The organism is Haloarchaeobius pelagicus (assembly GCF_051207375.1).
Taxonomy (GTDB): Archaea; Halobacteriota; Halobacteria; order Halobacteriales; family Natrialbaceae; genus Haloarchaeobius.
This window is the reverse complement of record NZ_JBPJZD010000001.1, coordinates 1,593,154-1,610,142: the sequence shown is the minus strand read 5'-3', so window position 1 is coordinate 1,610,142 and position 16,989 is coordinate 1,593,154. Positions and strand designations below refer to the sequence as shown.

Genomic DNA, 16,989 nt, shown 5'->3' with positions numbered 1-16,989 from the left:
ACTACGGAGGGGGTACGACTCCTGTCAGAATTAAAAATAAACGGGTCAGAACGGCGTCGGGAGCAGCCCGAAGAAGGCCGCGAACCCGAGGCCACCACAGAGCAGGAACGTCAGGGCGAACGCCGGCTTGCTCCAGTTGAGCACCTTCCGTCCGTCGAGGGGGCCATAGGGGATCATGTTGAACCCGGCGAGGAAGGCGTTGATGAAGACGCCGAACGCGCCGACCCGTCCCAGCGTGCCCCCGAACGCCAGCAGTGGGAAGAACACGAGCACGAGTGCGACGTTCGTGAGCGGGCCGGCGACGGCGATGAGACCACTCTCCTTCTTGCTCGTCCGCGGGTGGTACACCGCGCCGGGTGCCGCGAAGAGGAAGCCGACCATCGCGCTGAACACGGCGAGCAGCAACATGTTGTAGTCGGCGCGGAACTCGGCGGGGTAGCCGAAGTGCATCGCGGTGAACTTGTGTGCGAGTTCGTGGAGCAGGAAGCCGATACCGGCGGTGAACGCGGCGAACCCGAGCAGCCGGAACGCAGCAGTCGGGTCGATTCGGGTGATGGCGCTCGGGCCGATGATGAGGATGCCGAACGCGACCGACAGCGCCACCCACGCGATGCCGAGGTCTTTCAACTCGCCGTCTGCGAAGCGGAACTGGACCATCAGAGCACCCCCGTGATGATGTCAACGCTGTTCTGTGCCCCGCGCAGGAGCAGGTCCATCAGCTGTTCGACGTTCTCGATGCGCCCCTGGGCGAGCCAGGGCAACACCGCCACCGGGAACAGCACGCTGGCGATGGTGCTGCCGATGTTCGTCGCCGCGACGACCATGATGAGTCGGAACAGCGGCACGTCGAACATCCGGCGGACCACGTCCAGCAGCGGGCTCTCCTCGTCCGAAAGTATCTGGTTGAGCGTGTTGATGTCGCCGACGTTGACCGGGTCGTGGCGCAACTCCATGTAGCCCGCGAACCATCCGGGCGCCAGCAGCGGGTTGAGGCTGGTGAGCCACGCGATGGCGCCGCCGACGGCCGCCGACGACCAGCGCGCCCCGACGAGCTTCGCCAGTGTGAACGCGATGACGCCGTTGAACAGGAACCACGCGGCGAACAGCTTCAGCAGGAACAGGTTCCCGACGCCGGCCATCACGAGCAGGAAGAAGAACGCGATGTAGCCGATGGCGAGCAGGTACGCGAACGCCTTCAGGACGGAGAATCGGCGCGACCGGTCGGTGCCGGAGATGGAGTCGAGTGAGGGGAGTTCGGACGGGTTCTCCAGGTAGTTCTCGATGCCGGCACGGTGGCCCGCACCGACGACCGCCACCACGGAATAGCCCTGTTCGCGCAGCGCGAGCAGCTTGTGGGCGATGTAGGCGTCACGCTCGTCGATGAGTGCCTGTGCGCCACCGGGGGAGAACTGGCGGAACTCCTCCATCATCGCCGTCACCACGTCGGCGTCGGTCATGCGCTCGATATCGAACTCCTCGTAGTCCTCCTCGGGCGCGGCGTCGTAGCCGAGCGCGAGCATGAAGACGCCCAGAACGCCACCGAAGCCGATGCCGGCGACGACACCGCCGACGAGGCCACCGACGAGCGAGAGCCCGAGGCCGGTGCCGAGGAGGCGTCCGACGAACGGGTTCGCGATGCCCGAGATGGCGACCGCACCACCGATGGCGACCGCACCACCAGCGCCGAGTGCGATGGCCTGGTCGTCCGTGAGACTCCGAAGGCCGAACTCCCAGAGCAGGTAGCCCGCGAGGAGTCCGATGACCCCACCGCCGGCGATGCCCTGCATCGTGGCCGCCTCGACGCCGAAGAGGGGGCCCGAGGCGAGCCCGAACAGTGGCCCGAGGAAGAACCCGGCCATGAGACCGATGGTGACGCCGACGACCAGCGCGTCGGCGACCCCGAAGATGAGGCCGGCCATCATCTGTATCTTCTCTTTGCTGGACATCCGCCGCCAGAAGCGCTGGATGGTCACCTGGATGTCGCGGTCGACCAGTGCGACGCCCAGTTCGTGCTCCTCGGCGGCCTCGATGGCCGCGAGCATGTCCGCACCCGGCTGGATGTCGAACTGCTCGCCGAGGCGCGTCTGGACGTACGACAGCATCCAGTACGCGATGAACTGGAAGACGGTGTTGCCCTTCAGCAGGTCGCGGGGCTCGATGTCCTCCGGCGTCTCCCCGCGCAGCTGGTTGTACCGTCCCTCGTCGAGTTCGACCGCAACGACGTCCGGCTGCTCGGCCGCGATGGTCTCACGTACGTCCTCGACGGACTGTTCCGAGACGTGGGCCGTCCCGAGCACGGTGACGGACCCGTCGCCGTCGCCCGGCGGTCCCAGTGGGTCCGGTGCCGGCGGGTCGGCAGATTCGCTCATTGCACGTCGCTTCTTTCTCACACCGTAAACGGTTGTCGGAGGAAAGTGGCAGTCAGGCGAACCCGGTAGGCTATTCCGCTTCCGCCGGGAACTCGCCTGCATGCCGAGCCTGATGGACACCTACATCGAGAACCGGTCCCTCGTCAACCCGAACGACGCGAACATCCTCGGGTCGGCCCACGGTGGCAACGTGATGAAGTGGATGGACGAGGTGGGTGCGATGTCCGCGATGCGCTTCGCCGGCGAGACCTGCGTCACGGCCCGGATGGACCAGACCAACTTCCGCCGGCCGATTCCCCAGGGCGACGCAGCCCTCGTCCGTGCCTACGTGTACGACTCGGGGCGGACCAGCGTGAAGGTCCGCGTTCGGGTGTACCGTGAGGACATCCGGTCGAACGAGACGCAGCTCACGACGGAGTCGTACATGGTGTTCGTCGCCATCGACGAGAACCGCGATCCGGTCGAGGTGCCGGAGCTGACCATCGAGTCCGACCGCGGACACGAGCTGTACGACGCGGCCGTCAACGCGAAAGAGGACTAGGAGCCACCACCGTTCGGGCCGAGCGGCGGTTCGGCCGGCTCGCCCCGGTCGACGAAGTACTGCCCGTAGAGCAACAGCAGCCCGACGGCGAGCAGTCCCATGACCGCGAACGCGACGACGACACCGACGTAGCCGCCGAGACCAATTTCCGTGACGAGGGTGAGGGCGACCAGCCCCGTCAGGCAGAACGTCGCATAGACGGTGATTTTGCTCTGGAGGGGTGCCGTCCCACCGGGTGTCATGGGGGAGTGAACGCGCCGAGACCACAAAAATCGATTCGCAGAACCGAGAGATGACAGCTGACGAACTGTTCTGGCCGGGTCACCGCAGTGCTATCGTCTCGCTCCCGGGGTCGAGTTCAGCCACGCCGCCGATGGGGAGTGGGCAGGTCGGGTAGGTGTGTCCGAACTCACAGTCCAGGACGATCGGCGCGTCGGGGTTGTACCGCGGAATCACGGTCTCGAACGCCTCACGCTGTTGCTCGCGGTACGCCTCGCGCTCGTGGGCGGGGTTGTCGCCCGCCTCGGTGTGGTTCCGGGCGCAGGCCCGCCCGACGAGGAAGCCGTCGAAGACCTCGAGGTAGCCGGCTTCACCCAGTCCCCGCAGCCAGCCGGTGACGAGGCCAGGGTCGGGGACCTCCTCGCTGGTCTCGAGGGCGAGGATGGTGCCCTCGAGTTCCGCGGGTGCGGGCAGCCACTCGTCGTGGATGAACCACTGGTCGAGTATCTCGAAGCAGCCGCCCCAGATGCGACCCTCGGCGGCCTTCTCGCCGCCGACCCAGGTCCGGCCGTCCGCGGGTTCGATGTCCCGGTGGTACTGCAGCGAGCGCGGCTCCCCCCAGTCGCCGGGCTGGTCGGTGAAACAGTCGGCTTCCTCCCACTCGCCGATGTGCTCGTCGAACAGCGCCCGACCGAGGTACTCGACGGTGTACTCGAACATCTCGGCGTCCATCGCGTACTCGGTGAGCGTCGAGCCGCCGTAGTACGAGACGATGCCCTGGTTCCAGAGGAACAGGGCCAGGTTCGTGTTGTCTGACCAGCCGTAGAACCGGGTCGGGTTCTCTCGCAACACGTCGGGGTCGAGGTGCTTCAGGATGCGGAGCTGGTCGTTGCCGCCGATGGTGGCGATGACTGCGGAGATATCGGGGTCCTCGAAGGCGTCCATCACGTCCTGGGCGCGGGCCTCGGGGTTCTCCAGCAACCAGTCGGGGTCCGCGGTCGCGGTGGGGTACTCGACGGGGTCGAGGTCGAACACCTCGCGCATCCGGGAGAGGCCCAGGTCGTAGACGTGGGAGAACTCTTCGGCGACGTTGGAGGCCGGTGCGACGACGGCGACCGAATCACCGCGTTCGACCGGCGGGGGCGTGACGAAGTCGGGCATGTACGAACCGACTCGTGTCAGGTACTTAATGCTCTTGCCGGTGTGTGACTGCGACCCAAAAAAGCGAGACCGGCCCTACCCGAGGTCGGCGCGCTCGAACCGCCAGTAGCCAAGCGCGAGGGGGACGACGGCCCAGAGCGCGAGGATGACGAGCATGAACCAGGGCTCGAGGAACCAGTCGGTGAAATGCGGACGGTCAACCATCCCCTTCCCGGTCGCCGGGTTCACCTGGAAGACCATGTCGAGCGCGACGAAGTAGGCGTACGACGGGCTGAGCGCGGTGATGAAATGCAGGACCGAATCGGAGATGTCGAGGCCGAGCTTGTCCGCGACGAAGTTGATGATATCGCTGGGCGTGACCGGGAAGGAGTTCCAGAAGACGTTGAGGACGAACCACGTCCCGATGGCGGAACCCATGGCGCGCGACCGGGAACTGGTCGCCGCGGAGATACCGACCGCGATGCTCACGTAGACGAGCGCGAACAGCAGCGTCAGACCCACGAAGCCGAAGTACGTGCCGAGGTCGACGCTGTCGAAGTAGTAGAAGCCGAGCCCGAGGCCGACGACGAACGCGAACAGGACGGACGCGCCGACGACCGCCGACCGGGCGATGAGCTTGCCGAGGACCACGTCGAGCCGGTTGTTCGGGTACGAGAGCAGGAACTTCAGGCTGCCCGATTCGCGTTCGCCCGCGACCGAGAGGTAGGCCGCAACGAGCGCGACGAGCGGGATGACGAGCACGGCGATTCCGGCCATCGAGAACAGCTGGCTGGAGAGTTCGCCGGCACTCTCGCTGGTCGACCCGGTCCCGTAGAAGAACAGGACGGTAAAGAGCGTGTACAGGAGGCCGACGCCCCAGATGAGCTTGGCGCGGCGGACGTCCAGGATGTCCTTCTTGACGACGCCCTGGAGACTCATGCCGGTGCCTCCGTACCTGCGGTCCGGCGTACTCGCAGGAGCGAACCGCGTTCGCTCATGCGACCACCTCCATCTTCTCGGCAGTCTCACCGCGCTCCTCCACGCGGCCGTCGCGGCCACCGCCGGTGTACTGGTTGAACAGTTCCTCCAGGGAGGTTTCGGTGGCGACCACGTCGGTGACGGTCGCAGCGTCGTCGACCGCCCGGATGGCAGCCATCTTCGCCGTTCCGGAGTTGCAGTAGGCCGTGACCTCGTCGTCCTCGATGCGGACGTTCGTGACGCCCTCGAGCCGTTCGAGTTCCCCGCGGAGGCCCTCGGGGACGACCTCGACGGTGAGTTCGACCTCGCCCGAATCGCCCGATTGCGAGCGCAGGTTGTCGATGGTGTCGACCGTGACGAGTTCGCCCTCGGACATGATGCCGACGCGGTCACACACCGCCTCGACCTCCGAGAGGATGTGACTGGAGAAGAAGACGGTCGTCCCGTTCGCAGCCTCCTCGCGGAGGATCTCGCGCATATGCTGGATGCCGTTCGGGTCCAGCCCGGAGGAGGGCTCGTCGAGGATGACGAGTTGGGGGTCGCCGACGAGGGCCATCCCGAGCGCGAGGCGCTGTTGCATCCCCTTCGAGAAGCCGCCGACCTTGCGGTCTTTGGCGTCGTCGAGGCCGACGCGGTGGAGGACCTCGTCGGGGTCGTCGTCCGCGTTCTTCATGTCGACACAGAGGTTCAGGTGCTCTCTGGCGGTGAGCCGGTCGTACAGTTCCAGCCCCTCGGCGAGGACGCCGACGCGCCGGCGGATCTCGTCGATCTCGTCCTGTGCATCGAAGCCGAGGACGCGGGCCGACCCGGAGGTTGGTCGGTGGAAGTCGAGGAGCATGTTGATGGTCGTCGACTTCCCGGCACCGTTGGGGCCGAGGAAGCCGAATATCTCCCCCTCCTCCACGCGGAGGTCGAGGGAGTCGACGGCGACGACGTCGTCGCCGAAGCGTTTCGTCAGGGCGGACGTTTCGATGGCGGGCATGTCCGTTTGGGCCGTCAATTCGACACATAATAAAATTAGTGTGATAGGTTCTGGGGTAGAAAATTATCTCGCCGATGGTGAATCGAACGGGCGCGGACCGGTTCGTGAGTCCTCCCGGGTCTCCGACTGCCTCGTTCGGCCCCGTGTTTTTGCCCATGCCGACCCCATCTCCGGTATGACCATCTGGGTGCTCGGCGACCAGCTCACCACCGCGGTCGGGCCGCTCGCGACGACAGACCCGGGCGAGGACTCCGTGCTCATGATAGAGGCACACGGGTTCGCCCGGCGCATGCCCTATCACGCGCAGAAGCTGACGCTGGTGTTCAGCGCGATGCGGCACTTCCGCGACCGGCTCCGAGCGCAGGGATACGAGGTCGACTACCGGCAGGTGGAGACGTTCGGCGAGGGCCTGGCCGAACACTTCGAAGAGTACCCCGACGACGACCTCGTCCTGCTGGAGCCCGCGAGCCACGGCGCGGCCGACCGCTTCAGAGAACTCGTCGCCGAGGCTGGCGGCGACCTCGAAATCGTCGAGAACGAGCTGTTCCTCTGTTCGAAAGCCCGGTTCGACGACTGGGCGGGCGACCGCGAGTCGTTCAAACACGAGGATTTCTACCGGCTGCTGCGCCGCGAGACCGGGTACCTCATGGACGGCGACGACCCCGAGGGCGGCGAGTGGAACTACGACGACGAGAACCGCGAGTTCCCCCGGCCCGAGGTCCGGTTCCCGGACCCGCCCAAGTTCGACCTCGACGAGACCACCCGCGAGGTGCAGGCGTGGGTCGCCGACGAGTTCGAGACGTGGGGTGACGGCGAGGGGTTCGCGTGGCCGGTCACGAGAGCGCAGGCGCTCGATGCCCGCGACGACTTCATCGAGAACCGCCTCCCGCAGTTCGGCCCGTACCAGGACGCGATGCTCCGGCGGTCGTGGTCGCTGAATCACGCGCTGCTCGCGCCCGCCCTCAACCTCGGGCTGCTCACGCCCCGGGAACTGGTCGAGCCTGCCATCGAGGCGTACGAGGCTGACGAGGCACCCCTCCCGAGTGTCGAAGGCTTCGTTCGGCAGGTCATCGGCTGGCGCGAGTTCGTCCGGCACGTCTATCGCAGAACGATGCCCGACCTCGCCGCGGCCAACCAGCTCGGCCACGAGCACGACCTGCCCGAGGCGTACTACACGGGCGAGACCGACATGCGCTGTCTCTCGGCGTGCGTCGGCCACGTCTGGGACCACGCCTACGCCCACCACATCGAGCGCCTGATGGTGCTCTCGAACTTCGCGACCCTGTACGGTGCCGACCCGCACGAACTCAACCGCTGGTTCCACTTCGGCTTCGCCGACGCCTACCACTGGGTGACGACGCCCAACGTCGTCGGGATGGGCAGCTTCGCGACCGACGTGCTCTCGACCAAACCGTACGTCTCCTCGGCGAACTACGTCGACAAGATGTCGGACTACTGTGCGGACTGTCCCTACGACGAGGACGCTACAACGGGAGAAGATGCCTGTCCCTTCAACTCCCTCTACTGGGAGTTCCTCGACCGTCACGAGGACACGCTCCGGTCGAACCACCGGATGGGCCTGCAGTACTCCCACGTCGACCGCAAGTCCGCGGACGAACTCGCGGCCATCCGCGAACGCGCCGCCGAGGTCCGCGAGATGGGTGCCGACGGGACCCTCTAGCTCGCAGTCGTGTACCCTTATCCTCGCCCGGTTCGTATCAAGTGGTATGGGATTATCAGTCGAGACACCGGCCCCGCCGGAGCTGGAGTTCGTCGACCCGAACGAGTACGAGGACGCGACGGTCGCCGCCGACGCGGACTACCGCCGGGAGGAGCTGGAAGCGTTCCTCCGCGAGGGCGCGTGGGAGCGGTCCTGGAACGAGTGGGCCGAGCACACCGACCTCACCGAGCAGGAGTTCGAGATCGCGGCCGACCTGAACCTCTTCGAGCGCTTCGACTTCTTCTGGGACGATTTCGCCGACCGGGTCGGCTACCACGCCCCCGGCATCCCCGAGGACTGGAAGGAACGGAACTACCACCCGGACCTGCAGTCCTGGGGGACCGTCTCGGGTATCAACGCCGCCCTGACCGAACTCGGGCAGGTCGTCTGTGACGTGCTCAAGAACGAGTACATCGACTGGGAGGCGGAGTACGAGCCACCGGAGGACCTGCCTGACTTCTAGCGACGAGGGCGCGGAAAACGGATAGAATCGAGGTGTGCGACCCGACTGGAGTCGCGTGGTGGGTTCTGTTTCGCCGGTCGGTCGTTACTCCCGCGAGACGGCGACGTTTCGCAGTTCGCCGTCACAGAGCGGGTGATTGCACGTTGCGCTCGGGGACTCGACGCGCGAGCCACAGCGGACGCACTCGTACTCGGATCGGGTCGGTGTGTAAGGGTCGGTTCGTACCATCGTACTCGATTGTGAACCGTTCGCACCATTAAGGATTATCCTGTAACAAGGGTATACTGATAGAACCCATCATAGGTCATTATACACATACTAACACGAGAAGTGGACGATTGGTCACACCGCTCGAAACCCGGGGCGGGCGGTTAGTCGTGGCAGGCGGTCAGTCGAGGCGGGCAGCCAGCAGGAACGTCTCGGGTCGCTCGCTGGCCACGTCGACGCTGAACCCGGCTGCCTCGTGGTGCGCGACGGCCTCCTCCAGCGTGAAGCGCTCGTCCGTCGGCGGCCCGGTCTCGCCGTCACCGTTGCCCGACCAGTCGACCGTCACGAGGCGTCCACCGGAACCGAGGACGCGGGCGAGCTCGGCGAGGGCAGCATCGTCGGCGTACTCGTGGTACGTCATCGTCGAGAAGGCGGCGTCGAGTTCGCCGTCACCGAACGGGAGGTCACCGATGCTCGCCGTGACGAGTTCGACACGCTCCGGAAGCCCCTTCTCGCGGTAGATGTCGTGCATCTCGCTCTGGACGTCGACGGCGTAGGTCTTGCCCGCGAAGGGGGCCACGTCGTCGGTGTAGAACCCGGTGCCACTCCCGAGGTCGGCCACCGTCTCCGCCCCCGAGAGCGAGAGCGCGGCGACGAGCTCCTCGCGGGAACAGTAGCGATACCGCGATTCGTCTTCCAGTTTCTCGGCGCGGTCGACCGGGAACGTGTGGAATCCCATGGCGGGAGTTCGCGGGGCGGCGGAAAGAACCTCCCGGTCGTCGTGGGGCGACCCACCGGGCACCCACCACCGTCGCAAGTGAAGCTGACAGCCCGGTCGCAGGGACGAGATGGACTCCGACGCCTCTTTCTCGCCAGCACGCCATCACTACCCATGACCGAACACGCCTTCCTCTCCGACGGGCGGGTGTCGCTCCGTCCCATCGAGACCGAGGACCTGCCAGCGCTCCGGGCCGCCTGGAACGACCCCGACGTCTGGCGGATGCTCGATACGGTCGAACCCCAGCCGGAAGGCCCGTTCGAGGAGCTGGTCCAGGGGTGGCACGACGACGACCGACACGTCCCGTTCGCCATCGACGCCGACGGGCTGGTCGGCCTCTTGCAGGTCAAGCGGATCCACTGGCAATCCCGCATCTGTGACTTCTCGTACTTCGTGCTCCCCGGCGAGGGTGGCAACGGCTACGCCACGGCGGCGGTCGAACTCGGGCTCGAGTACGCCTTCGACTCGCTGGGACTGCACCGCGTGCAGGCGAAGACGGTCGGCCAGAACGCGGCGTCACAGCAGGTCCTTGAAAAGGCGGGCTTCGAGCACGAAGGGACCGCCCGGAAGACCGCGTTCGTCGATGGGCGCTATCACGACCTCCTGAGCTGGGGGCTGCTGGAGGCGGAGTGGCGCGAGAAGACCGAGTGAGACGCCTGTCCTACCGCAGTTCCGGGGCGACCTCGCTCCCGAGGCGCTCGATGCACTCTTTCATCGTCTCCGTCCCGATACCGGGGTGGTAGGTGCGGAAGATGACGTGGACGTCGTCGCCCAGCGCGTCCCGGTACTTCTCCAGACGGTCGACGACCTGCTCGGGCGTCCCGTAGATGGCCTGTTTCTTCAGCTCTTCCTTGCGTTCCTCGGGGAGTTCGTCGACTGCGTCGCCGGAGAACAGTTCGGCGTAGCGACGCTGGATGTAGAAGTAGCCCGGCTTCATCGCTTCCCACGCCTCCTCCTTCGAGTCGGCGACGAACCCGTGCTTGATGATGTAGACCTCGAAGTCGCCGTCGACGTCCTCCTCGTCGCGGACGTTCCGGATGTCCTCGACGCGCTTCTTCAGGCCGCCGATGGAGAGCTTCGAGGGCGCACACCACGCGTCGGCCTCCCGTGCCGCCCGGCGAACCGCGGGCTTCGCCGCCCCGCCGAGCATGATGGGCACGTCGTTGTCGACCGGTTTCGGCGTGACGGTCACGGAGGGGTCGATGTCGTGGAACTCGGAATCGTAGTCGAGCGGTCCCTCGGACCACGCCGCCCGCAGGAGCTTCACCTGGTCGGCCAGCCGGTCGGCGCGCTCCTCGATGGGGACGCCGAACGCCTCGAACTCGCTCGGGTTCGAGCCGATGGCCAGCCCGAGGGTCAACCGGTCGTGCGAGACGTGGTCGACCGTCGCCGCGTCCTCGGCGAGGCGAACCCCGTCGTACAGGGGTGCGAGCGCGATGCAGGTCCCCAGCTCGACGTTCTCGGTCTGAGCGGCGAGCGCCGACAGCGAGGGCATCGTCCCCGGGAGGTACTCGTCCTCGGTGAAGTGGTGCTCGGACACCCACATGCTGTCGAGGCCAGCCTCGTCGATAGTCCGGCCGAGTTCGAGCATCTCGTCGTAGATCTCCGTCGTGGTCCGGTCGTCGTCCGGACGTCGCTGGCAGGTGAACAGTCCCGTACCGAGTTTCATACTCGTGAAATTTGCCGGGATACCTGAAAGTCGTTCCCCCATCGGCAGAGAGGCGTACGTTTCGGTGGTCAGTCTTCGCGGTCGCTCGGGCCGTCCGAGCCCTTCGAGTCGGGCGGGTCGACGAGGTCCTGTATGCGGCCCATCCAGTGTCCTTCGATTCGGCCAGTCTCCTCGTTGTAGTGAGTGTTGAAGCGCGCGAAGGTTCCGTACCGGAACCCGACGACGACAGAGAGGAGACAGAGTGCGATTCCGCCGAAGAACAGGACGCCTTTGACCTTCGGTGGGATCAGCCCCTGCCCGCCCCGTCTCCGTGGTGCGCCCGCTGCGAACGTGAACACACCGACGAAGAACCCGATAGCGGCGAACTGGCCTACTATCTCCGCTCTCGGTAGCTTCTCGCTGGGGTCTCTCGAACGGCGTCGCATCGACTGGATGATGCAGGTTCAGTTACATCAAACCGAGGGGAGTCGAGGAGTGCACTGCGTTCTCGTCGCACATCACAGATTCGTGGACACCCGGGCCACCGACCCCACACCACGACATCACATCGGAGAAACCGGTACACGGGAACTACTTCACGTTGCCGGACCAACTAGACCGACATGAACGATTTCGAGCGACGGGCCCGCGCCTGTCAAGAGCGACTCGAAGCCGTCGACGCGGACGCCGTGGTGCTGTTCCCCAGTCCGAACCTGTACTACGCGAGTGGCTTCCACGAGGAGCCAGCCGAGCGCCACCTGTTCCTGTTCGTGCCCGACACCGGCGAGCCGGTCTTCCTCGTCCCGAAACTGTACGCCTCCCAGATTCGCGACGAGTCGTGGGTCACGGACGTCCGGACGTGGGCCGACGGCGACGACCCCGTCGAGGCTGTGAAGACCATCGCGGGCGACCTCGACCTCGCCGGGGGCCACCTCCTCGTCGACGACACGATGTGGGCCAGGTTCACGCAGGACCTCGAAGCCGCGCTCCCCGACGCGACCTTCGGGCTCGCCAGCGAGGTGTTCGACGACCTGCGACTGCGCAAGGACGAGACCGAACTCGATGCACTCCGGCGGGCGGCCGAGGTGACCGACCAGGCCAGCGAAGAGGTCCGCAAGCTGGGCGGCGCGGCGGTCGGCCTGACCGAGCGCGAACTCGCGGAGGAGATCGAGTCCACCCTGGCGGGCGCGGGCGGCGACGGCCTGGCCTTCGACGTCATCGTCGGTTCGGGCCCCAACGGGGCGAAACCGCACCACAGCCACGGCGACAGGGAGATTGGACGTGGCGACCCCGTGGTCCTCGACTTCGGGGCGTTCGTTGACCATTATCCCGGTGACCAGACCCGGACCGTGGTGTTCGCAGGGGACCCGCCCGAAGGGTTCGAGGAGGTCCACCGGGTCGTCCTGGAGGCGCTGGAAGCCGGCGTCGCTGCCGTCGAGCCCGGGGTCGAGGCACAGGCAGTCGACCGGGCCGCCCGGCAGGTCATCGAGGACGCTGGCTACGGCGACGAGTTCATCCACCGGACCGGCCACGGTGTGGGCCTCGACGTCCACGAGCCACCGTACATCGTCGAGGGGAACGACCAGGTGCTCGAACCCGGGATGGTGTTCTCGGTCGAACCCGGCATCTACCTCGACGGCCGGTTCGGCGTCCGTATCGAGGACCTCGTGGTCGTCACCGACGACGGCTGCGAGCGCCTGAACCACTCGCCGCGGACCTGGGAATCGCTCTGAGGCGGCGCAAGCGGCGGCGAACGTACCGAACAGAGTTCTTGTCAGTCCATTTATTAAAGTATGGGAATTGTTGGCACTAGCTTCATATAGCTTGACGCAAGTTACTCCCCCATGACAGGCGCATCGCAGACGAACGAGGGTGGGCGGTTTATGGGAACGCGGCTGACGCTCGACCTGTGGCACCCGAACTGCTGGGCATGTGAATCGACGGACGATGTGGACGGAGGCGTCATCGCACACGCCATCTACGACGGCCCGAATGGGTCGGTCGACCAGACCGTCCGCGGACTGTTCACGGCGTATGGGGAGACGACAGACGAAGTTGAGGACCTGCTCGCGATCATCCAGGACTCCAGACTGACAGGGGAGGTCAAGGAGTTACAGGAACGCTTCGACTACGCCGGGCAGTCGACGACACCGGGGAACGTCGCCCGTGAGTTCTTCCTGGACTACGACCCGGGTGATATGGTGTGTCCCACACTGCTCTCGCACGGGTTCGTCCACAACGCCCCGTGTCGCATCGAGGGCGGGCGAGAGTCCTGGCAGGTGGTGTTCTCGGGAACCCGCGACCAGGTCGAACCCGAACTCGACGCCGTCCGTGAGGAGGCGGGCGCGGACATCGAGGTGGCGAGCATCACCTCCTTCGACACGCCGCTGAACGACAAGCGGTGGCGGATGGACTCGCTGACAGACACCCAGCGTGAAGTGTTCGAGCACGCCCGCGAGCGCGGCTACTACCAGTGGCCCCGCGGCGTCTCGACCCGCGAACTCGCCTCGGAGCTCGAGGTCTCGAAGACCACGCTGCTCGAACACCTGCGGAAGGCAGAATCGAAACTGCTGGACCCCGAATCGAACTGATTTTCTCCCCGATTCGGCGCTGAATCGCGCTATCCGGTCAGCACGGCGCGCAGCGCGAACAGCGCGTTCGACTTGCGCTCGCGGACCCGCCGGTAGAAGTACTGGAACCACTTGTCGCCGTAGGGGACGTACTGCCAGACCTCCACGTCCTCGCTGGCGAGGTCGAACTGCGCGCTCTCGCGCACGCCCATGAGCATCTGTATCTCGTATGGCGTCCCGTACTCCGCGTGCAGGTCGCGGGCGTGGGCGATCATCTCGGGGTCGTGGCTGCCGACCGCGATGCCGTCGTCGAACTCCTGGAACATGTATTCGAGCAGCTGGCGGTACTGCTCGTCGACGCGGGCCTTCTTCTTGTAGGCGACCTCCTTCGGTTCGTCGTAGGCTCCCTTGACGAGGCGGACCTTCCCCGGGACCGCTGCGAGCCGTTCGAGGTCGTCGGGGGTCCGTTTGAGGTTCGCCTGCACGCAGACGCCGACGTTCCCGTCGGTCGCGCGTCCCAGTTCTTCGACCGCGTCGAGCGTCGCGTCCGTGGTCGTGTGGTCCTCCATGTCCACCCAGACGAACACGTCGTGCTCGGTGGCGGCGGTCACGATGCGTTCGAGGTTCTCCGCGAACACGTCGTCGCCGAGGTCGAGCCCGATCTGGGAGGGCTTGACCGAGATGCACGCCGTTGCGGGGCTGTCGGCGATGGCCTCGACGACCTCGATGTACTCGTCCGCGTCCGCATCCGCGGGCGGGCGCTCCTCGTAGTGTTCGCCGAGAAGGTTCAGGATGCAGCCGACGTCCCGTGTCGAAGTCTGTTCGGCGTGTTCGATCGCGGCCGCAGGTGACTCACCCGCGACGAAGTTGGACGCGATAGGCGGTATCATAGCACGATACTCGGGTTAGTACCCCCCTAAATCACCACCCGACCATACGTTACAGGCACTGTGTCATGAATGAAAATGACTCCCGACCATGGTCGGCGGCGACCTTAACCACCGTCTCGTGGTAGCGTGGTACAGTTCGTCATGCAATCAGATAGAAACCGGAAATTGTCGCGGAGAAAGATTCTGGCGGGAACGGGCGTCTCAATCGCAACTCTCAGCGCTGGCTGTTTCGAAAGCAGCGGCGGTGACACCGAAGGCGGCTCCGGCGGCGGCGGCGGAGGCGGCGGCGGCGGCGGCGACAGCGATGACAGCGACGGCGGGTCCGGCGGCGACGGTGGGATGAGCACGTACACCATCGGGATGGTGGACTCGCTCACCGGCTCGCTGGCACCGTACGGCAAGCGTAACAAGCGCGGAAAGGAACTCGCACTCTCGAAGATCAACGACGCCGGCGTCGGCCCGAACGGTGAGGGCACCCTCGAGATCACGGTCGAAGACGACGAGAGTACCAACCAGGCGGGCCTGAACGCGGCGTCCAAGCTCGTCAACCAGGACGGCGTCCCGCTGCTCCTCGGCTCCGTCGGCAGTGGTGTGTCCATCGCCATCTTCGACAGCGTCGTCCAGGGGACCGACGTGGTCCAGATCAGCCAGAACTCCACGAGCCCAGAGCTCACGACCCGCGCGGGCCTCAACCGGATGAGCCCGAGTGGCGCTGCCAAGGGGAAGGCGCTCGCGCAGTTCGTCGCCGACGAGGGGCACGACTCGGTCGCGATCACATGGATCAACAACGACTACGGGCAGGGCCTGCAGGGCGTCTTCTCCGAGGCGTTCCCCGGAGAGGTCGCGTACAACAAGCCCCACGACCAGGGCCAGTCGTCCTACAGCAGCCTGCTGACGGAGATGGCCGGCACGGACGCGAGCGCGTGGCTGTTCCTCACCTACGCGAACGAGTTCACGGTCATGGCCAACAACGCGTTCGACCAGGGCTACAACGAGCAGGTCGACTACTTCGGTGCGGAGTCGACCGTCGCCGAGGAGATCCTCGGGAACACCCCCGAGGGCAGCCTCGACGGCATGAAGGGTATCACCGAGAGCGCCCCGGCCGACCAGGAGAACTACAAGAACTTCGTTTCGGAGTTCGAGAGCGAGTACGACACGACGCCGACGGTCTGGTCCGCATACGCGTACGACGCGGTCACCGTCGCGGCAATCGCGGTCACCGCAGCGGACGAGTTCACCGGGCCGGCCATCGAGGAGGTCGTCCGCGACGTGACCCGTCCCGAGGGCCAGGAAGCGTTCACCTACGAGGAGGCAGCCGCCATCCTCCAGGACGGTGGCAGCCCGAGCGACGTGAACTACCAGGGAGTCAGTGGCCCTGTCGACCTCGACGAGAACGGCGACCCGCCGGGCTTCTACCAGGTCTACAGCGTCGCAGACCACGAGTACGACTACGGCGACTACATCACCAGCTAAGATGGTGACGGACACGGCTTCGGTGTCGGCTACACTGCAACGGGGGTCGGTAGCGTGAGCCTCGTCCTGCAGGTGAGTGTCAACCCGTTCCAGTACGTCGTTAACGGCGTGGTGTACAGCAGCATCATCGTGCTGGGGGCGATCGGTCTCTCGCTCGTGTACAGCATCGCCGACTTCGCGAACTTCGCACACGGTGACCTGATGACCGTGGGCGCGTTCGGCGCGCTCGGGACCGCCGGCGTCCTCCAGCCGATGCTGGGCAGCGCGGGTGTCTTCGGGCTTCCGGTGTGGTTCTTCGCCGCGCTGCTCGTCGGGATGGTCCTCTCCGCCGTCGTCGCGATCGTGACCGACCGTCTCGTCTACGAACCACTGAAGAACACCGACGCTGGCTCAATCGAGTTGCTCATCACGAGTATCGGGGTCGCGCTCTCTTACCGGGCGCTGGTGTACCTGAGTCCGCTGGAGACGGGCGGTGCCCGCTTCGGCGTGACCCGGACCGGGCCGATTCCGGCCCTGCAGGACACGCTCGGTATCGCGATCACCCCGCGGAAGATATCCATCGTGGTCATCGCGATGCTGCTCGTCGGTGCGCTACACCTCCTCCTCCAGTACACGACGCTGGGGCGGAAGATGCGTGCGACCGCCGACAACCCCTCGCTGGCTCGGGTGAGCGGTATCCGGACCCGTGAGGTCACCATCGCGATGTGGGTCATCGGGGCCGCCCTCGCGGCGGCCGGCGGCGTCTTCCTCGGACTGGAAGCGCTCGTCCGCCCGCGCATGGGCTTCGACCTCCTGTTGCTCGTCTTCGCGGCTGTCATCCTGGGCGGCATCGGGAGCGTCTACGGCGCGATGCTCGGTGGGTTCGTCATCGGGATGGTCCACGAGATGGTCCCGTTGTTCGCCCAGTACGGCCTGCCGGTCAGCTACGACTACGCGCCGGCGGTGGCGTTCCTGCTGATGGTCGCCATCCTCCTGACCAGACCGAGCGGCATCATGGGTGATGCGACGTGA

19 protein-coding genes are annotated in these 16,989 nt (G+C 66.0%); 8 read left to right on the top strand and 11 right to left on the bottom strand.

Annotated features, from left to right (window positions below):
- Positions 1 to 45 precede the first annotated feature (45 nt).
- Positions 46 to 657, bottom strand: a complete 612-nt coding sequence (locus tag ACSC1S_RS08475) for a zinc metalloprotease (RefSeq protein ID WP_435363936.1) — start codon at positions 655 to 657, stop codon at positions 46 to 48.
- On the bottom strand, positions 657 to 2,369 hold the full coding sequence (locus ACSC1S_RS08470; RefSeq protein WP_435363935.1) for a TraB/GumN family protein: 1,713 nt from the start codon (positions 2,367 to 2,369) through the stop codon (positions 657 to 659). The genes ACSC1S_RS08475 and ACSC1S_RS08470 overlap by 1 nt, the downstream gene beginning before the upstream one ends.
- A 100-nt stretch (positions 2,370 to 2,469) precedes the next feature.
- Between ACSC1S_RS08470 and ACSC1S_RS08465 the strand changes: the two genes are divergently transcribed.
- On the top strand, positions 2,470 to 2,910 hold the full coding sequence (locus tag ACSC1S_RS08465; protein ID WP_435363934.1) for an acyl-CoA thioesterase: 441 nt from the start codon (positions 2,470 to 2,472) through the stop codon (positions 2,908 to 2,910).
- On the opposite strand, the gene ACSC1S_RS08460 is transcribed toward ACSC1S_RS08465, so the two are convergent.
- The 4 genes from ACSC1S_RS08460 to ACSC1S_RS08445 all read right to left on the bottom strand — a co-directional run bounded on the left by ACSC1S_RS08460 (position 2,907) and on the right by ACSC1S_RS08445 (position 6,229).
- Entirely contained in the window at positions 2,907 to 3,152 is a 246-nt protein-coding gene (locus ACSC1S_RS08460) for a hypothetical protein (protein WP_435363933.1), read from the bottom strand. The two genes, ACSC1S_RS08465 and ACSC1S_RS08460, sit on opposite strands and share 4 nt — an antisense overlap.
- A gap of 79 nt (positions 3,153 to 3,231) precedes the next feature.
- Positions 3,232 to 4,290, bottom strand: a complete 1,059-nt coding sequence (locus ACSC1S_RS08455) for a S66 family peptidase (protein WP_435363932.1) — start codon at positions 4,288 to 4,290, stop codon at positions 3,232 to 3,234.
- 75 nt (positions 4,291 to 4,365) lie between these two features.
- Positions 4,366 to 5,208, bottom strand: a complete 843-nt coding sequence (locus ACSC1S_RS08450) for an ABC transporter permease (protein ID WP_435363931.1) — start codon at positions 5,206 to 5,208, stop codon at positions 4,366 to 4,368.
- Positions 5,209 to 5,263: 55 nt separating this feature from the next.
- Positions 5,264 to 6,229: an ABC transporter ATP-binding protein gene (locus ACSC1S_RS08445; RefSeq protein WP_435363930.1), complete on the bottom strand. Its 966-nt coding sequence runs from the start codon at positions 6,227 to 6,229 to the stop codon at positions 5,264 to 5,266.
- Between the two features lie 175 nt (positions 6,230 to 6,404).
- Here ACSC1S_RS08445 and ACSC1S_RS08440 point away from each other — a divergent pair, with 175 nt between their 5' ends.
- Both ACSC1S_RS08440 and ACSC1S_RS08435 read left to right on the top strand, forming a co-directional pair.
- Positions 6,405 to 7,910, top strand: a complete 1,506-nt coding sequence (locus ACSC1S_RS08440; protein ID WP_435363929.1) for a cryptochrome/photolyase family protein — start codon at positions 6,405 to 6,407, stop codon at positions 7,908 to 7,910.
- A 46-nt stretch (positions 7,911 to 7,956) separates the two neighbouring features.
- The gene (locus ACSC1S_RS08435) at positions 7,957 to 8,412 is read left to right on the top strand and encodes a DUF7992 family protein (RefSeq protein ID WP_435363928.1); all 456 of its coding nucleotides are present in this window, start codon (positions 7,957 to 7,959) and stop codon (positions 8,410 to 8,412) included.
- A gap of 84 nt (positions 8,413 to 8,496) precedes the next feature.
- On the opposite strand, the gene ACSC1S_RS08430 is transcribed toward ACSC1S_RS08435, so the two are convergent.
- Both ACSC1S_RS08430 and ACSC1S_RS08425 read right to left on the bottom strand, forming a co-directional pair.
- Complete coding sequence (locus ACSC1S_RS08430; protein ID WP_261651367.1) at positions 8,497 to 8,640, bottom strand: rubrerythrin-like domain-containing protein; 144 nt, start codon at positions 8,638 to 8,640, stop codon at positions 8,497 to 8,499.
- A gap of 160 nt (positions 8,641 to 8,800) precedes the next feature.
- Entirely contained in the window at positions 8,801 to 9,358 is a 558-nt protein-coding gene (locus ACSC1S_RS08425) for a class I SAM-dependent methyltransferase (protein WP_435363927.1), read from the bottom strand.
- A gap of 153 nt (positions 9,359 to 9,511) precedes the next feature.
- On the opposite strand from ACSC1S_RS08425, the gene ACSC1S_RS08420 reads away from it, so the two are divergent.
- A complete protein-coding gene (locus ACSC1S_RS08420) occupies positions 9,512 to 10,048 on the top strand; it encodes a GNAT family N-acetyltransferase (protein ID WP_435318400.1) in 537 nt (178 codons plus the stop codon).
- 10 nt (positions 10,049 to 10,058) lie between these two features.
- Here ACSC1S_RS08420 and ACSC1S_RS08415 read toward each other — a convergent pair whose 3' ends face one another.
- Positions 10,059 to 11,066, bottom strand: a complete 1,008-nt coding sequence (locus ACSC1S_RS08415) for an LLM class flavin-dependent oxidoreductase (RefSeq protein ID WP_435363926.1) — start codon at positions 11,064 to 11,066, stop codon at positions 10,059 to 10,061.
- Between the two features lie 68 nt (positions 11,067 to 11,134).
- The gene (locus ACSC1S_RS08410; RefSeq protein ID WP_435363925.1) at positions 11,135 to 11,491 is read right to left on the bottom strand and encodes a hypothetical protein; all 357 of its coding nucleotides are present in this window, start codon (positions 11,489 to 11,491) and stop codon (positions 11,135 to 11,137) included.
- A 177-nt stretch (positions 11,492 to 11,668) separates the two neighbouring features.
- Between ACSC1S_RS08410 and ACSC1S_RS08405 the strand changes: the two genes are divergently transcribed.
- Together ACSC1S_RS08405 and ACSC1S_RS08400 are read left to right on the top strand one after the other, a co-directional pair.
- A complete protein-coding gene (locus ACSC1S_RS08405; RefSeq protein WP_435363924.1) occupies positions 11,669 to 12,778 on the top strand; it encodes a M24 family metallopeptidase in 1,110 nt (369 codons plus the stop codon).
- Between the two features lie 111 nt (positions 12,779 to 12,889).
- Positions 12,890 to 13,636, top strand: a complete 747-nt coding sequence (locus ACSC1S_RS08400) for a helix-turn-helix domain-containing protein (RefSeq protein ID WP_435363923.1) — start codon at positions 12,890 to 12,892, stop codon at positions 13,634 to 13,636.
- 29 nt (positions 13,637 to 13,665) lie between these two features.
- Here the strand turns inward: ACSC1S_RS08400 and ACSC1S_RS08395 are convergent, their stop codons facing one another.
- Complete coding sequence (locus tag ACSC1S_RS08395) at positions 13,666 to 14,505, bottom strand: proline dehydrogenase family protein (RefSeq protein WP_435363922.1); 840 nt, start codon at positions 14,503 to 14,505, stop codon at positions 13,666 to 13,668.
- A gap of 165 nt (positions 14,506 to 14,670) precedes the next feature.
- Between ACSC1S_RS08395 and ACSC1S_RS08390 the strand changes: the two genes are divergently transcribed.
- The gene (locus ACSC1S_RS08390; protein WP_435364598.1) at positions 14,671 to 15,978 is read left to right on the top strand and encodes an ABC transporter substrate-binding protein; all 1,308 of its coding nucleotides are present in this window, start codon (positions 14,671 to 14,673) and stop codon (positions 15,976 to 15,978) included.
- A gap of 54 nt (positions 15,979 to 16,032) precedes the next feature.
- Positions 16,033 to 16,989 (top strand): branched-chain amino acid ABC transporter permease, encoded by a 957-nt coding sequence (locus ACSC1S_RS08385; RefSeq protein WP_435363921.1) that lies wholly within the window; start codon positions 16,033 to 16,035, stop codon positions 16,987 to 16,989.